Genomic DNA, 16773 nt, shown 5'->3' with positions numbered 1-16773 from the left:
CCGCGGTTCGCGCGGCCGATACGATCACTACGTCCGTCATGTTCTGTTCCTGCATTGAAATCAGTGGGTCGATCCGTACTACGCGCTGTATTGCGTGCCGGAGCCGGAGCCGGTACGGCGCGGCGGCCGACGACGCGTGAGCGCCACGCGGCTCGCGACGCGGCCGCACGTTCGCGCGCGCATGCGCGCCGCACATCCGCCCGTCCCGGCCGTGTCCGGGCACGCTGCGGCAGCCGGACGTTCGCCGGTCGCCACGCGGCACACGCGGCGGCCGGCGCCCGCCGGCGCCGTTCAATCTTCAATCGTGTCGCGCCTGCGCGCGACACGCGGTCATGCAGCCGATTCGCGCGAAGCGGCTTCCTTGCGTGCGGCGGCGGCCGTCTGCTTGGCACCGCGCGCCGTCGTTTCGCTGACCGCGTCGAAGCCGCTTTGCGCGGCCTCGATCGCCTGCCCCGCCGCTGCGCGCACGGAGTCGGCCGCGGCCGTCGCCGCGGACAGCGCCGAGTTCAGCGCGGCGACCACGGGGGCCGAGCCGGCCGGCGCATGCTTCGTCAGCTCGCCGAACACGTCCTTCACGCGCTTGTCGGTCTGCTCGTACTGAGCCTGCGCGACCTTCGCCCATTCGGCCTGCGTCGACACCGCGATATCGAACAGATGGCGACCGTACGCGACGGCCTTGCCGGCGGCTTCCTGCGGTGCGGCGACCTGCTGCGCGAAACCCGCGGCCGGGTTGCTCGCGTTGAACGCATTCTTCAGCTTGTCCTCGTATTCCTCGAGCGCAGTCTTGGCCGCTTGCAGGTTGAGTTCGACAACAGCCTCGAAACCATGAATTGCCGGACGGGCGATCGCGAACCAGGCAGCGATACCGGACTGATAATCGGCGGCGAGTTTTTCGGGGGCAAATACGGACATCGGGCACGCTCCTGTTGGCAATGCGAGAGACGACGTAAAGAAAAATGGAAGTCAGTTCGACGAGCTGCTTCCTTATTGACAACCCGCGAGCCCTATTGGTCGCTGGCAGTTGAAGAAGGCCATTCTAGATGGATTAATTGTCAATTAAATGGCATTAATGATAGGGGAAAACCCCTACCGATCCAGACGACCGCCTCGCGATCTCCGTCCGCGCACATTAGGGCCATGCTGCAACGCCTTGTCCGGAAATGATTTTTACTTTTTTACAGCATAGCGCACCGCGACCGCCCGCAACATTTACCCCGTCATTATTCCCGTTATTAGAAAAGAGGGGAGCATTGAAAATGGGGCGGTTTCTTATGTAATCGTTTTTACAGATTTATTTTGAAATCGTTTCCGGGATTATTAATGACGGAATCAATGATCGCATCGATTGCCGGGAGGGGGCAGCGGCGACGCCCTCACCCGACCAGTTCGCGATGCAGCGCGCGAAACTCCAGCGCGAGCTTGTGCGCCGGCTCGAGATGGATCACCGGCGTCGACTGCTGATGCGACTCGCGGATCTTCACCGATGCCGACAGCCGCGACGCCAGCACCGGCAGCCCTTCCTCGACCAGTTCGTCGACCAGCCGCTGCGGGAGGCTCGCGCGCGGCTGGAACTGGTTGATGACGATCCCTTCGACCTCGAGCGCCGCGTTGTGGTCCTGCTGGATTTCCTTCACGTTCTCGAGCAGCGTGTACAGCGCGCGGCGCGAGAAGTCGTCGCAGTCGAACGGAATCAGGCAGCGCTCGACCGCGATCAGCGCCGAGCGCGTGTAGAAGTTCAGCGCGGGCGGTGTGTCGATGTAGACGGCATCGTAGGTGTCGAGCTCGTTGAGCGCGTCGCGCAACTTGTAGATCTTGTAGCGCGACTCGAGCTTGCCGTGCAGCGTGTCGAGATCCGGATGCGCGGGCATCACGTCGAGGCCGTCGAACGGTGTCGGATGGATGAACGATGCGACGTCGACCGGCCGGAAGTTGAACGTCAGCGCGGTCTCGAAGAATTCGGCGACGCCGGGATGCGCGTCGGTTGCGCGATCGCCGAGCAGGTAGCGCGTGGAATTCGCCTGCGCGTCGAGGTCGATGACGAGCGTGCGCAGCCCTTCGCTCGCGCTGATCGCCGCCAGGTTGCAGACGATCGTCGACTTGCCCACACCGCCTTTCTGGTTGAATACGACCCGCCGCATGGTGTCTCCTTCGATCGAAACGTCGAAAGGACGAGCTTAGCCGGTCGATCGTGGCGGCCGCGTGACATCGGTCAAATGCGCGGCAGCGGCCCCGATACGTAACGGTTGCCGGGCACGCTCCATCGCCACGGCAGGTCCTGGCCGACACGAATGCCGATGCGCGGTCCGCCCGCCAGATTCGCGGGCGGCGCCTTTCCGTCGTCCACGAGCGCGAAACCTTCCTGCGCGGCGACCAGATCGACGCCGTCCTGCGCGCCGGCGATGCCGAGCGCCTGGGTCAGCCGCGCCGGCCCCCGGCACAGATCGCGATCGCGCGTCAGCGGCGGCCGGGCCGCGCGCATCCGTTCCAGCCCGTGCAGCGGCTCCAGCGCACGGATCAGCACGCCCGTGCCGGTGCCTTCCGGACCGCACACGCAGTTGCAGCACCAGTGCATGCCGTAGGTGAAATAGACGTACAGATGCCCCGGCGACCCAAACATCGTCGCATTGCGCGGCGTCTTGCCGCGGTAAGTATGCGCGGCCGGATCGATCGCCCCCGCATAGGCTTCGACTTCGACGATGCGGCCCGCGCGGCCGTCCGCTGCCGCGAGGATCTTGTTCAGCAGTTGCGGCGCGACTTCCGTGGCCGCGCGATCGAAGAACGTGCGCGGCAACAGCGCGCCCGGCCAGTGCGGCGCGGGCTTATTGCGCGGCATCCGGCGCCTCCTGCTGCCGGCGGCCCGAAACGGCGCGCGTCGCCTCACGTAGCGGGCGGTACGCCTCGACCAGTTCGTCGATGCCGAATGCGCGGTTCCTGCCGCTCGGATTCGGCAGGATCCAGACGGCCGCACGCTGCATGCGCTCGGCTTGCAGCCCCCACGCGATCTCGCGTTGCCCGGAGAGCGCGGCGTAAGCGGCCTTGCCCAGGAACGCGACGAAGCGCGGCGCGTAACGCACGATCTTCTGCTCGAAGGCGGCCGCCGCCGCGACGAATTCCGCGTGCGACAACTGGTCCGCACTCGCGGTCGGTCGCGGCACGACCGCGGTCAGCCCGCATCCGTACGCGAGGATCGTCCGGTCTTCCTGCGGCGCGATTTCGTCCGGCGTGAAGCCCGCCAGATGCAGCACGCGCCAGAAGCGGTTGTTCCTGCCCGCGAAGTGATGGCCGGTCGCGGCCGCGGTCAGGCCGGGGTTGATCCCGCAAAACAGGACGTCGAGCTGCGGAGCAATGATGTCGGGGAGTGCATCAGCCACGTTCGGCCTCGGGTGCGCGGGGCGTAAACGAAAAAGGACCCGAAGGCCCGTGCCAAGCGACTGGCTTGACTCGGACGTTCGGGCCCATTCCGGTGCGGGATGCCGGCGTTCCGCTTAGAACGGAATATCGTCGTCCATCTCGTCGAAGCCGCCGCCTGCCGGCGCGCTCGGACGGCTCTGGCCGCCGCCTGCACCGCCGCGCGGCGCGCCGCCGGCACGACCACCACCACCGCCACCGCCGCGTTCCATCTGTTCGCCGCCGCGACCGCCGCCGCCACCACCGTAGCCGCCGCCGTAACCGCCTTCGTCACCGCCGCCACCGCCGCCGCCCGCACCGCCGCGGCCGCCGAGCATCTGCATCTGGTCGGCGACGATTTCGGTCGAATAGCGATCCTGGCCGTCCTGGCCCTGCCACTTGCGCGTGCGGATGCGGCCTTCGATATAGACCGACGAACCCTTCTTCAGGTACTCGCTGACGATTTCGGCGAGACGGCCGAAGAACGCGACGCGGTGCCACTCGGTCATTTCCTTGAAATCGCCGCTTGCCTTGTCCTTGTAGCGATCGGTCGTCGCGAGACGGATGTTCGCAACCGCGTCGCCGCTCGGCAGGTAACGGACTTCAGGATCGGCGCCGAGATTGCCGACGAGGATGACCTTGTTGACGGATGCCATGTGTTTCTCCAGTAAATTCGATGCCGGGCCGCCCGCGAATGTCGTCGGAGCGGCCCGCCGGGCAAGCCGGCGAACGCCGCCGGTGCCTGCCCGTAAAGAAGGTTCAGGCCTTGCGCGGCGGCGCTTTCATGCTGGCCGCGATTATAAGCCACGCCGCCACGAGCCCCGAGCACGCATAGAAGACGGTGTTCGCGCCGCCGTGCTTCAGCAGCCAGCCGCCCACGATGCCGCCGAGCGCGAGCCCGATCGATTGCGTGGTGTTGTAGACGCCCGTGGCCGCGCCCTTGCGCGAACCGGGCGCGAGCTTCGACACGAGCGACGGCTGCGACGCTTCCAGGATGTTGAAACCCAGGAAGTACACGAACAGGATCGCCGCCACAATCAGGATGGTATGCGGTGCGCTGCCGAGCAACAATTGGCCGATCAGGATAGCCAGAATGCCGCCGAGCAGCACCGGCTTCATCTTGCCCCGTTTTTCCGCGACGATGATCGCCGGGACCATCATCACGAACGCGAGCCCCATCACCGGCAGGTAGACCTTCCAGTGCGCGGCGACCGGCAGCCCGCCGTCGACCAGGAGGCGCGGCACGACGAGGAACAGCGCCGTCTGCGTCGCGTGCAGCACGAGCACGCCGAAGTTCAGGCGCAGCAGCTCGCCGTTGTGCAGCACCTCGCCGAACGGCGCCGGCACGTGCACGGGCTTCGCCGCATCGGGCACGATCCACACCACGACGCCGATCGCGAGGATCGACAGCACGCCGACGATCGCGAACAGCCCGCTCATCCCGACCCAGTGGAACACGATCGGCGCGCCGACGATCGCGACCGCGAACGACACGCCGATCGAGCCGCCGACCATCGCCATCGCCTTCGTGCGGTTCTGCTCGGAGGTCAGGTCGGCGATGAACGCGAGCACCGCGGACGACACGGCGCCCATCCCCTGGATCACGCGGCCGACGATGATCCACGTGATGTCGTGCGCGAACGCGGCGACGAAGCTGCCGAGCGCGAAGATCAGGAGGCCGGTGGCGATCACGGGCTTGCGGCCGAACTTGTCCGACGCCCACCCGTAGAAGATGTACAGCAGCGACTGCGTGACGCCGTAGGCCCCGAGCGCGAGACCGACGAGCAGCACGTTGTCGCCGCCCGGGATGGTTTTCGCGTAGACCGAGAACACCGGCATGATCATGAACAGGCCGAGCATGCGCAGCGCGAAGATCGCCGCGAGCGACGTGGTCGCGCGCAGTTCGGGCGCACTCATGCGGGAAGACGTGGCGGACGGATTGGACATCGGGAATGAATTTCGAATGATCGGAATGTCCGCCCGGCGGCGGGCGGCGGAAGATCAGGGCCACCGGCCCGGCAGGCCGGGCAGGCGCTTTCCGGGGCCGCTTTCCGGGACCTCGCGCAGGCAGCCTGCGGGCCGCCTCGAGCCGTGCGGCGCGGCCGCCTCCCGGCGCGGACACCGCCTTGCTGCCAGCTGCTGCAAAGGCTGGGGGCCCCCAACGACGGCCTCGAAAAGCCGTTATAGTAGCAGGTTTGGTTCCCTCCATTTTCGCCAGGTTCATGGAACAGATCCGTATCCGTGGGGCACGCACCCACAACCTGAAAAACGTCAATCTCGACCTGCCGCGCCACAAGCTGGTCGTGATTACCGGGTTGTCCGGGTCGGGCAAGTCGTCGCTCGCGTTCGACACCCTTTATGCCGAAGGCCAGCGCCGCTACGTCGAAAGCCTGTCCGCGTACGCCCGCCAGTTCCTGCAGTTGATGGAGAAACCCGACGTCGACCTGATCGAGGGCCTGTCGCCCGCGATCTCGATCGAGCAGAAGGCGACGTCCCACAACCCGCGTTCGACCGTCGGCACGGTCACCGAGATCCACGACTACCTGCGACTATTGTTCGCACGTGTCGGCACGCCGTACTGCCCCGACCACGACATCCCGCTCGAGGCGCAGAGCGTGTCGCAGATGGTCGACGCCGCGCTCGCGCTGCCCGAGGAAACCAAGCTGATGATCCTCGCGCCCGTCGTCGCGAACCGCAAGGGCGAGCACGCCGAGCTGTTCGAGGAGATGCAGGCGCAGGGCTTCGTGCGCTTTCGCGTGCGCTCGGGCGGCGGCACCGCGAACGAAGGCGTCGCGAAGATCTACGAGGTCGAGTCGCTGCCGAAGCTCAAGAAGAACGACAAGCACACGATCGACGTCGTCGTCGACCGCCTGAAGGTGCGCCCGGACATGAAGCAGCGCCTCGCGGAATCCTTCGAGACCGCGCTGCGCCTGGCCGACGGCCGCGCGATCGCGCTCGAGATGGATACCGACCACGAGCACCTGTTCAGCTCGAAGTTCGCGTGCCCGATCTGCTCGTACTCGCTGCAGGAGCTCGAGCCGCGCCTGTTCTCGTTCAACAACCCGATGGGCGCGTGCCCGGAATGCGACGGCCTCGGCCAGATCACGTTCTTCGACCCGAAGCGGGTCGTCGCGCACCCGTCGCTGTCGCTCGCGGCGGGCGCCGTGAAGGGCTGGGACCGCCGCAACCAGTTCTACTTCCAGATGCTGCAGAGCCTGGCGGCGTTCTACGAATTCGATATCGACGCCGCATTCGAGGACCTGCCGGAAAAGATCCGCAAGGTGCTGCTGTTCGGCTCGGGCAAGCAGACGATCCCGTTCTCGTACATCAACGAGCGCGGCCGCACGACGATCCGCGAGCACGTGTTCGAAGGGATCATCCCGAACCTCGAGCGCCGCTACCGCGAGACCGATTCGGTCGCGGTGCGCGAAGAACTGTCGAAGTACCAGAACAACCAGCCGTGCCCGTCGTGCGACGGCACGCGGCTGCGCCGCGAGGCGCGCCACGTGCGGGTCGGCACCGGCGACTACGCGCGCGGCATCTATGAAATCAGCGGCTGGCCGTTGCGCGACGCGCTCGGCTATTTCGACGGCCTGTCGCTCGACGGCGCGAAGCGCGAGATCGCCGACAAGGTGATCAAGGAAATCGTCGCGCGCCTGACCTTCCTGAACAACGTCGGCCTCGACTACCTGTCGCTCGAGCGCAGCGCCGAAACGCTGTCCGGCGGCGAGGCGCAACGGATCCGGCTCGCGTCGCAGATCGGCTCGGGCCTGACCGGCGTGATGTACGTGCTCGACGAGCCGTCGATCGGCCTGCACCAGCGCGACAACGACCGCCTGATCGCGACGCTCAAGCACCTGCGCGACCTCGGCAACTCGGTGATCGTCGTCGAGCACGACGAGGACATGATCCGCACGGCCGACTACGTCGTCGACATGGGCCCCGGCGCCGGCGAGCATGGCGGCGTGGTGGTTGCCGAAGGCACGCCGAAGCAGGTGCAGTCGAACCCGCAGTCGCTGACGGGCCAGTATCTCGTCGGCAAGCGCACGATCGAGTATCCGGACGAGCGGATCGCGCCCGATGCCGAGCGGATGCTGCGCATCGTCGACGCGCACGGCAACAACCTGAAGCACGTCGATCTCGAGCTGCCGGTCGGCCTCCTGACCTGCATCACCGGCGTGTCGGGTTCCGGCAAGTCGACGCTGATCAACGACACGCTGTATCACGCGGTCGCGCGCCACCTGTACGGCTCGTCGGCCGAGCCGGCGCCGCACGAGGCGATCGAGGGCCTCGAGCACTTCGACAAGGTGATCAACGTCGACCAGTCGCCGATCGGCCGCACGCCGCGTTCGAACCCGGCCACCTACACGGGCCTGTTCACGCCGATCCGCGAGCTGTTCTCGGGCGTGCCGACCGCGAAGGAGCGCGGCTACGATCCGGGCCGCTTCTCGTTCAACGTGAAGGGCGGCCGCTGCGAGTCGTGCCAGGGCGACGGCGTGCTGAAGGTCGAGATGCACTTCCTGCCGGACGTCTACGTGCCGTGCGACGTGTGCCACGGCAAGCGCTACAACCGCGAAACGCTCGAAGTGCAGTACAAGGGCAAGAACATCAGCGAAGTGCTCGACATGACGGTCGAGCACGCGTACGAATTCTTCAGCGCGGTGCCGGTGATCGCCCGCAAGCTGAAGACGCTGCTCGACGTCGGCCTCGGCTACATCCGCCTCGGCCAGTCGGCCACGACGCTGTCGGGCGGCGAGGCGCAGCGCGTGAAGCTGTCGCTGGAACTGTCGAAGCGCGACACGGGCCGCACGCTGTACATCCTCGACGAGCCGACCACCGGCCTGCACTTCCACGACATCGCGCTGCTGCTCGAGGTGATCCACCGGCTGCGCGACCAGGGCAACACGGTCGTGATCATCGAGCACAACCTCGACGTGATCAAGACGGCCGACTGGGTGATCGACCTCGGCCCCGAAGGCGGTGCCGGCGGCGGCCAGATCATCGCGCAGGGCACGCCCGAGCAGGTCGCGAAGACCAAGGCGAGCTTCACGGGCAGGTACCTCGCGCCGCTGCTCAAGCGTCCGACACGCAAGGCGGCGGCCGGCTGACCGCCTGCGCTCCCGCGCACGGCCGCCCGGCCGTGCGCGCCCCCGGCGCCCGCGGCGGCGCCGGCCCCCTCGCTTTCCCTTCCGCGGCTGTTCTCCCTCTGCGTTTACACCACGAGCCAAACTGCCCCGTGGCGGACCATAATGGCAGCTATACTTTACGGTCGTAAGGTTCGCCATCCGCACCAATCCGGTGCGTCGCCGGGCGACCGCCGTCGTGCCGCCCACCGCGCGGCACGACACACGAACGACAGGAATCCATGATGGAGAAGCAACAAGAGTCGCGCGACGCGCAGAACCGCGAGCCGCACCTGCGCAGCGTGCGGCTGACGAGCGACTTCAGCCTGCCGAAGCTGTCGGCGATCGAGATCGGCAGCTACCTGTTCGCCCTGATCGCGATGGTGCTCGTCATCGAGCTCAAGCTGCTGGGCGGGCTGCTGGCCGGCATGCTGGTCTATCAGCTGATCCACACGATCGCGCCGGCGATCGAACGCCACACCACGAGCATGCGCGCGCGCTGGGTCGCCGTCGTGCTGCTGTCGATCGTGATCGTCGGCGGGCTCACGGGCCTGACGATCGGCATCATCGATCACTTCGAGCGCACCGTGCCGAACCTGCAGAGCCTGCTCGACCAGCTGATGCAGATCGTCGAGCAGACCCGCGCACGCACGCCGGCCTGGATCGCGAGCCTGTTGCCGGTCGACGTCGAACAGATGAAGACCAAGGCGGCGCTGCTGATGCACTCGCACATGGATCAGCTCCAGCAAGGCGGCAAGAGCGTCGCGCGCGGCTTCGGCCACGTGCTGTTCGGGATGATCATCGGCGCGATGATCGCGATCGGCGTCGAGCACGGCAAGGTGCGCCGGCCGCTGTCGACCGCCCTCGTCACGCGCGTGTCGCGCTTCGCCGAGTCGTTCCGCCGGATCGTGTTCGCGCAGATCAAGATCTCGGCGATCAACGCGGCCTTCACCGGCATCTACCTGCTCGTCGCGCTGCCGATCTTCCACCAGCGGCTGCCGCTGTCGAAGACGCTCGTGCTCGTCACGTTCATCGTCGGGCTGCTGCCGGTGATCGGCAACCTGATCTCGAACACGCTGATCGTCGCGGTGTCGCTGTCGGTCAGCATGGGCACCGCGATCGCGTCGCTCGCGTTCCTCGTCGTGATCCACAAGTTCGAATACTTCCTGAACGCGAAGATCATCGGCGGCCAGATCGAATCGCGCGCGTGGGAGCTGCTGCTCGCGATGCTGATCATGGAAGCCGCGTTCGGGCTGCCGGGCGTGATCGCCGCACCGATCTTCTACGCATACCTGAAGCGCGAGCTGTACATGCTGCGGCTGATCTGACGCACCCCGCTTCCGCACGCCACACACGCCACACGCGTCGCAGGTAAAAAAACGCCGCGCCCCATCAAGGGCGCGGCGTTCTTGTTTGCGGCAACCGACGGCCGGCGCGGGCCGGCCGACGCGAACCGCCGATCAGCGGAACACGACCGTCTTGGTCCCGTTCAGCACGATCCGGTGCTCCACGTGCCACTTCACCGCGCGCGCGAGCGTCACGCACTCGACGTCGCGGCCGATCGCGGTGAGCTGGTCGGGCGTCATGCTGTGGTCGACGCGCTCGACTTCCTGCTCGATGATCGGGCCTTCGTCGAGGTCGGTCGTCACGTAGTGCGCGGTCGCGCCGATCAGCTTCACGCCGCGGTCGAACGCCTGGTAGTACGGCTTCGCGCCCTTGAAGCTCGGCAGGAACGAATGGTGGATGTTGATCGCGCGGCCGGCGAGCTGCTGGCACATGTTCGGCGACAGGATCTGCATGTAGCGCGCGAGCACGACGAGATCGGCCTGGTGTTCGTCGATCACTTCCAGCACCCGCGCTTCCTGCGCGGCCTTCGCCGCATCGGACGAACCGCCGACGAGCGGGAAATGATGGAACGGGATGTTGTAGCCGGCGGCGAGCTGGTAGAACTCCTTGTGGTTCGACACGATCGCCGGAATCTCGATCGGCAGCTGGCCGGTGCGATAGCGGAACAGCAGGTCGTTCAGGCAGTGGCCGATCTTCGACACCATGATCACGACGCGCGGCTTCACGGCCGCGTCGTGCAGTTCCCAGCGCATCCCGAACTGCTCGGCGAGCGGCGCGAATTCGTTGCGAAGCGTGTCGAGCGCCGACGCGGCATCCGCGCCGTCGGCATCCTGCTCGAAGTGCACGCGCATGAAGAACTCGCCGGTGCGGCTGTCGCCGAACTGCGCGGAATCGAGGATGTTGTTGCTGCGCTCGAACAGGAAGCCCGAGACCGCGTGGACGATGCCATGCCGGTCGGGGCACGACAGTTTCAAGATAAAGCTGTGATCGGTCGACATGACCGCTACTCCCTTCGTTTCGGTATTCGTCAAATAGGCCGTTCGTTCGGCCGCCCCCGGGGCCAGGCCCGGGCCGGCAGGTAGCACGTCAGGTGGCGCGTCAGGCGGCCGGCACGAACAGCGCGTCGATGCCCGCCGCGTCGGCCGCCGCGAGCCAGCGATGGCGCAGCAGCGTGTCGAGCATCGCGAGGCTCGCATCCATCGTCGCGCGGCCTTCGCGCAGCCAGCCGATCACCTCGGGCACGCCGGCCAGCAGGTGCTCGGCCACTTCGCCGTCCTGGTTGTACGGCGCGAAGTCGCGCGGCAGCGGCAGGTCGTACACGAAGATCAGTTCGGACTGCGTGCCTTCCGGCAGCGAGCACAGCACCTGCACCGCGCGGCCCGCGATCGCGCGCGCCGCCAGTTCGGCCGGCATGCCGGCCTCTTCCCAGCATTCCTTCGTGAGCGTCTCGTGAACGCCCAGGCCCCAGCCGATGCCGCCCGCGACGACGTTGTCGAGCATGCCGGGGTCGGTGGCCTTGGTCGCGCTGCGGCGGCCGAGCCACATCTGCGGCGCGGCGGGCGAACCTGGCGCAGCCGCATATTCTACGATGCCGTTCAGGTGCACCGCATAAGTCTGCGTGCCGAAGAAGCGCGACGCGGCGCGCTCGATATACGCGAGCGGCGGATCGTCGAAGCAGTTGCGGATCGCATAGATCTCGTCCCGCCAGCCGGGAATCGCGCCTTCGGCCGCCAGCGCGCCGATCGCGCTCGCGAGCGCCATGCTGCGCGCGTCGACCGTGTCGTAGCGCGCCGACAGCACGACGCGCTCGTCCGTCAGCTCGAACACGTCGGGCCAGCGGGCGAGCTTCGCGACGTCCTGGCGACGCACCCAGCCTACGGCCACGCCGGCGATCTCGAAACGCAGGTGCGCGGCCGGATCGAAGCGGCGCGCGGCCGCAATGCACGGAAACGTCATCGGGGTCAGTCCTTCAGCGCGACGCGGATGCCGATCGCGATGAAGGTCGCGCCGGCGATCCGGTCGAGCCACACGCCGGCCTTCGGGCGGCGCTTCAGCCACGTGCCGATCGCGCCCGCGCCGATGCCGAACAGCGAGAAGACCGCGGCCGTCTGCAGCATGAACAGCGCGCCGAGTTCGAACATCTGCAGCGTCACGCTCTGCACGCCGTGCGGATCGACGAACTGCGGCAGGAACACGACGAAGAACAGCGTGACCTTCGGGTTCATCAGGTTGCCGATCACGCTCTGCCGGAAGATCGCGCCAAGCGGCTGCGGCGGGCGTGCGTGCGCGTTCGCGAGGCCCTGGCTGCGCAGCGCCTTGATGCCGATCCACACGAGGTACGCGGCGCCCGCGAGCTTCAGCGTCTGGAACGCGACCGGCGACGAGCGCAGCACCGCCGCGACGCCGAGCGCCGCGAGCGTCGTATGGAACAGGATCCCGGCCGTGAAGCCGAGCGCGGCGACGAAGCCGGCCGCGCGGCCCTGCGAGATGCCGCGCGCGAGCACCTGCAGGTTGTCGGGGCCGGGCGCGAACGTGATCGCGATCGACGTGGCGAGAAACAGCATGAAGTTGGGCATCGTGACCTCGCGGCGTGGGCCGGCGTCCAGGGGTTCAGTGGCCGGCGAATTCGGTGACGGTATAGACGGGCAGCCCCGCGTCGCGCAGCAGCGTCGAGCCGCCGAGATCGGGCAGGTCGATGATCGCCGCGCCTTCGACGACGACCGCGCCGAGCCGCTGCAGCAGGTTGCGCCCCGCCATCATCGTGCCGCCGGTCGCGATCAGGTCGTCCATGATGATCACGCGATCGCCGGGACGGCACGCGTCCTCGTGGATCTCGACCGTCGCGCTGCCGTATTCGAGGTCGTACGATTCCGAGCACGTCTTGTACGGCAGCTTGCCGACCTTGCGGATCGGCACGAAGCCGACGCTCAACTCGTACGCGACGATCGGCGCGATGATGAAGCCGCGCGCGTCGAGCCCCGCGACGTAGTCGAGCTTCGCATCGACATAGCGTTCGACGAACAGGTCGACGAGGATGCGCAGCGCCTTCGGGCTCTGCAGCAGCGTCGTAATGTCGCGGAACATCACGCCCGGCTGCGGCCAGTCGGGCACGGTGCGGATCTGGCTGTGGATGAAGGCGACCGGATCGAGCGGTGCGCCCGACGACGAATGCGGCATGAAACTCTCCGAAAAAAACGGTGCGCGAAGATCGGGCACCGTTTCGAATAAATACGGGTCAGGTTATCGAATCGCGACTCACGCGACTCACGCGACCACGGTCGGCGGCTCGCGCCGATGGCGCGACAGCCGCTCCTCCGCGAGCGCGAGCGCCTCGGGCAGCCCGCGCAGCACGACGATGTCGCTCGCGCGCAGCTTGGTCTGCGGGTCGGGTTCGACTCCGCGGATGCCGTGCCGGCGGATCGCCGTGACTTCCAGCCCGAGCGCATACAGCCCGAGTTCCTCCAGCGAGCGCCCGACCGCGTCCGCGCGCGCATCGACCGGCACCGATTGTAGCCGCACCTGCTCGTGATCGTCGTCGTCCGCATCGTCCGCGCCGCGGAAATAGCCGCGCAGCAGGCTGTAGCGCTCGTCGCGCATCTCCTCGACGCGCCGCACGACCTTGCGCATCGGCACGCCGACCAGCACCAGCGTGTGCGACGCGAGCATCAGGCTGCCCTCGACGATCTCCGGAATCACCTCGGTCGCACCGGCCGCGAGCAGCTTCTCGAGATCGGCGTCGTCGACCGTGCGCACGATCGCGGGCAGCGTCGGCTCCAGTTCGTGCACGTGGTGCAGCACGCGCAGCGCCGACGGCGTGTTCGCATACGTGATCGCGACGGCCGCCGCGCGATGGATACCGGCCGCGAGCAGCGACTCGCGCCGCGCCGCGTCGCCGAACACGACCGATTCGCCGGCCGTCGCGGCCGCGCTCACTCGATCGGGGTCGAGGTCGAGCGCGACGTACGAAATGCCTTCCTGCTCGAGCATCCGCGCCAGGTTCTGGCCCGCGCGGCCGTAGCCGCAGATGATCACGTGGCCGCGCTGCTTGAGGCTTTGCGTCGCGATCCGCGTCATCTGCAGCGACTGCTGCATCCATTCCGTCGACGACAGCCGCATCACGATCCGGTCGGCGTTCTGGATCAGGAACGGCGCGGCGAGCATCGACAGCAGCATCGATGCGAGGATCGCCTGCAGCAGCGTCGAATCGACGAGATGCCGGTCGAGGATCAGGTTCAGCAGCACGAAGCCAAATTCGCCGGCCTGCGCGAGCCCGATGCCGGTGCGCATCGCGACGCCCGGCGTGGCGCCAAAGAGCCGCGCGAGCCCCGCGATCATCGTGCCCTTGAACAGGATCTGCCCGACGAAGAAGCCGAGCACGAGCAACGGGTGCTCCCAGATCACGCGCGGATCGAGCAGCATCCCGGTGGTCACGAAGAACAGGCCGAGCAGCACGTCGCGGAACGGCTTGATGTCCTCTTCCACCTGGTGGCGGAACGGCGTCTCGGAGATCAGCATCCCCGCGATGAACGCGCCGAGCGCGAGCGACAGGCCGAAGCGGTCGGTGATGAACGCGGCGCCGAGCGTGACGAGCAGCAGGTTCAGCACGAACAGTTCCTGCGAGCGGCGCCGCGCGACGACGTTGAGCCAGCGCGTCATGAAGCGCTGGCCGACGATCAGCAGCAGCGCCAGCGCGATCACGATCTTGACCGCCGCGACGCCGAGCGTCAGCGCGAGATCCTTCGACGATTCCGCGCCGAACGCGGCGATCACGATCAGCAGCGGCACGACCGCGAGATCCTGGAACAGCAGCACGCCGAAGATGTTGCGGCCGTGCTCGGTCTCGATCTCGAGCCGCTCGGCGAGCATCTTCGACACGATCGCCGTCGACGACATCGCGAGCGCGCCGCCGAGCGCAATGCTGCCCTGCCACGTGATGTGTACCCAGCGCTCGAACAGCGCGCCGAGCGCCACCGCGAGCAGCAGCGTCGCGACCACCTGCATCAGCCCGAGCCCGAACACGAGCCGCTGCATCGCCCGCAGCTTCGCGAGCGAGAATTCGAGGCCGATCGAGAACATCAGGAACACCACGCCGAACTCGGCGAGATGCTCGGCCCGTTCGAGATCCGCGGCGACGCCGAACGCGTGCGGGCCGACCAGGATGCCGACGGTCAGGTAGCCGAGCATCGGCGGCAGGTTCAACGAGCGAAATACAACGACGCCCACCACCGAGGCCAGCAGCAGCAGCAGGGTCATTTCGAGCGGGGAAATCACAGGCGAAGCGTCCTCGTTCGTCGGGGCCACGGCAATGCGGGCGCGGGTGGTGGCGGTGGGCAAGCGACGTCGGACGTGTCCGAAGGCGCGGCGCGGCGAACAAACGCCTTTGCTATACTCCGCGCATGATAGCGAAAATCAATGATGATCGGGCGCTCGCGCTCGCCCGCGACGTGCTCGACATCGAGGCGGACGCCGTGCGCGCGCTGCGCGACCAGCTCGACGGCGACTTCGTCCAGGCCGTCGCGCTGCTGCTCGGCTGCCGCGGCCGCGTCGTCGTATCCGGCATCGGCAAATCGGGGCATATCGCCCGCAAGATCGCGGCCACGCTGGCCAGCACCGGCACGCCGGCCTTCTTCGTCCACCCGGCCGAGGCCAGCCACGGCGACCTCGGCATGGTCACGTCGGACGACGTCTTCATCGGCATCTCCTATTCCGGCGAGTCGGAAGAACTCGTCGCGATCCTGCCGCTCGTGAAGCGGATCGGCGCGAAGCTGATCGCGATCACGGGCCGCGCGGAATCGAGCCTCGGCACGCTCGCCGACGTGAACCTGAACGCCGCGGTGTCGAAGGAAGCCTGCCCGCTGAACCTCGCCCCCACCGCGAGCACGACCGCCGCGCTCGCGCTCGGCGACGCGCTCGCCGTCGCGGTGCTCGACGCGCGCGGCTTCGGCTCCGAGGATTTCGCGCGCTCGCATCCGGGCGGCGCGCTCGGCCGGCGCCTCCTCACGCACGTGCGCGACGTGATGCGCTCGGGCGACGACATTCCGCGCGTCGGGCTCGACGCGACGCTGTCGGACGCACTGTTCCAGATCACCGCGAAGCGGCTGGGCATGACCGCCGTGGTCAGCCCCGACGGCCGCGTGGCCGGCATCTTCACCGACGGCGACCTGCGCCGCGTGCTCGCGCGCGACGGCGATTTCCGCACGCTGCCGATCGTCGACGTGATGACGCGCGAACCGCGCACGATCGGCCCCGACCATCTCGCGGTCGAAGCCGTGGAACTGATGGAGCGCCACCGGATCAACCAGATGCTGGTGGTCGATGCCGACGGCGCGCTGATCGGCGCGCTGAACATGCACGACCTGTTTTCGAAGAAGGTGATCTGATGAGCGCAGCGCTGACTGCGGCCGAACGCGCGAGCCGCGTGAAGCTGATGATTTTCGACGTCGACGGCGTGCTGACCGACGGCGGCCTGCTGTTTACCGCGGCCGGCGACGCGATGAAGTCGTTCAATTCGCTCGACGGCCACGGCGTGAAGCTGCTCGGCGAAGCCGGTATCGCAACCGCGATCATCACCGGCCGCCGCTCGGAAATCGTCGCGGCGCGCGCGAAGGAAATGAAGATCGCGCACCTGTTCCAGGGCGTCGAGAACAAGCTCACCGTGTTCGCCGACCTGATCGCGTCGCTCGGCATCGCCGCCGACGCCTGCGGCTACATGGGCGACGACTGGCCCGACCTGCCGGTGATGCTGCGCTGCGGCTTCGCGACGGCACCGGCCAACGCGCACCCCGAGGTGATCGCCCGCGCGCACTGGGTGGCCGAGGCCCGCGGCGGCCACGGCGCGGTGCGCGAAGTCTGCGACGCGATCCTGCGCGCGCAGCGCCGCTACGACGCGCTGCTCGCGGCTGCCTGCGGAGCCTGA

At 67.6% G+C, this 16773-nt stretch carries 15 protein-coding genes; 4 read left to right on the top strand and 11 right to left on the bottom strand.

Translation table 11 applies throughout. The annotated features are described in order from the left end of the window. Positions 1-330: 330 nt before the first annotated feature. From phaP to U5771_RS07120, 6 genes are all read right to left on the bottom strand, one after another. Positions 331-912, bottom strand: a complete 582-nt coding sequence (phaP, locus tag U5771_RS07145; protein WP_322023316.1) for a TIGR01841 family phasin — start codon at positions 910-912, stop codon at positions 331-333. 461 nt (positions 913-1373) lie between these two features. Beyond that, entirely contained in the window at positions 1374-2138 is a 765-nt protein-coding gene (locus U5771_RS07140) for a ParA family protein (protein WP_322023315.1), read from the bottom strand. A gap of 71 nt (positions 2139-2209) precedes the next feature. Next, entirely contained in the window at positions 2210-2833 is a 624-nt protein-coding gene (locus U5771_RS07135; protein ID WP_322023314.1) for a DNA-3-methyladenine glycosylase, read from the bottom strand. After that, a complete protein-coding gene (gene mug / locus U5771_RS07130; RefSeq protein ID WP_322023313.1) occupies positions 2820-3371 on the bottom strand; it encodes a G/U mismatch-specific DNA glycosylase in 552 nt (183 codons plus the stop codon). Before mug ends, U5771_RS07135 begins: the two co-directional genes overlap by 14 nt. Positions 3372-3485: 114 nt before the next feature. Further along, a complete protein-coding gene (locus U5771_RS07125) occupies positions 3486-4043 on the bottom strand; it encodes a single-stranded DNA-binding protein (RefSeq protein ID WP_322023312.1) in 558 nt (185 codons plus the stop codon). Between the two features lie 103 nt (positions 4044-4146). Continuing rightward, entirely contained in the window at positions 4147-5334 is a 1188-nt protein-coding gene (locus tag U5771_RS07120; RefSeq protein ID WP_321806862.1) for an MFS transporter, read from the bottom strand. 275 nt (positions 5335-5609) lie between these two features. Between U5771_RS07120 and uvrA the strand changes: the two genes are divergently transcribed. Both uvrA and U5771_RS07110 read left to right on the top strand, forming a co-directional pair. Further along, positions 5610-8495 (top strand): excinuclease ABC subunit UvrA, encoded by a 2886-nt coding sequence (gene uvrA, locus U5771_RS07115; protein ID WP_322023311.1) that lies wholly within the window; start codon positions 5610-5612, stop codon positions 8493-8495. Between the two features lie 260 nt (positions 8496-8755). Next, on the top strand, positions 8756-9838 hold the full coding sequence (locus tag U5771_RS07110; protein WP_322023310.1) for a hypothetical protein: 1083 nt from the start codon (positions 8756-8758) through the stop codon (positions 9836-9838). A gap of 132 nt (positions 9839-9970) precedes the next feature. Here U5771_RS07110 and purU read toward each other — a convergent pair whose 3' ends face one another. The 5 genes from purU to U5771_RS07085 all read right to left on the bottom strand — a co-directional run bounded on the left by purU (position 9971) and on the right by U5771_RS07085 (position 15128). Next, positions 9971-10855 carry a formyltetrahydrofolate deformylase gene (purU, locus tag U5771_RS07105; RefSeq protein WP_322023309.1) on the bottom strand — a complete coding sequence of 295 codons (885 nt, stop codon included), beginning with the start codon at positions 10853-10855 and terminating at the stop codon, positions 9971-9973. Between the two features lie 100 nt (positions 10856-10955). Beyond that, a complete protein-coding gene (locus tag U5771_RS07100) occupies positions 10956-11813 on the bottom strand; it encodes an NUDIX hydrolase (protein WP_322023308.1) in 858 nt (285 codons plus the stop codon). Positions 11814-11818: 5 nt separating this feature from the next. Next, positions 11819-12433 carry a LysE family translocator gene (locus U5771_RS07095; RefSeq protein ID WP_322023307.1) on the bottom strand — a complete coding sequence of 205 codons (615 nt, stop codon included), beginning with the start codon at positions 12431-12433 and terminating at the stop codon, positions 11819-11821. A 34-nt stretch (positions 12434-12467) separates the two neighbouring features. Further along, positions 12468-13034 carry an adenine phosphoribosyltransferase gene (locus tag U5771_RS07090; RefSeq protein ID WP_322023306.1) on the bottom strand — a complete coding sequence of 189 codons (567 nt, stop codon included), beginning with the start codon at positions 13032-13034 and terminating at the stop codon, positions 12468-12470. 87 nt (positions 13035-13121) lie between these two features. Beyond that, positions 13122-15128 (bottom strand): cation:proton antiporter, encoded by a 2007-nt coding sequence (locus tag U5771_RS07085; RefSeq protein ID WP_322023305.1) that lies wholly within the window; start codon positions 15126-15128, stop codon positions 13122-13124. Between the two features lie 125 nt (positions 15129-15253). Between U5771_RS07085 and kdsD the strand changes: the two genes are divergently transcribed. Both kdsD and U5771_RS07075 read left to right on the top strand, forming a co-directional pair. After that, a complete protein-coding gene (kdsD, locus tag U5771_RS07080; protein WP_322023304.1) occupies positions 15254-16237 on the top strand; it encodes an arabinose 5-phosphate isomerase KdsD in 984 nt (327 codons plus the stop codon). Further along, a complete protein-coding gene (locus U5771_RS07075; protein WP_322023303.1) occupies positions 16237-16773 on the top strand; it encodes an HAD family hydrolase in 537 nt (178 codons plus the stop codon). The genes kdsD and U5771_RS07075 overlap by 1 nt, the downstream gene beginning before the upstream one ends.

The sequence above is a fragment of the Burkholderia sp. BCC1977 genome (assembly GCF_905339595.1).
Lineage (GTDB): Bacteria > Pseudomonadota > Gammaproteobacteria > Burkholderiales > Burkholderiaceae > Burkholderia.
Note: the sequence above shows the minus strand (reverse complement) of the source record. Positions and strands in the feature narration are given on the sequence as shown.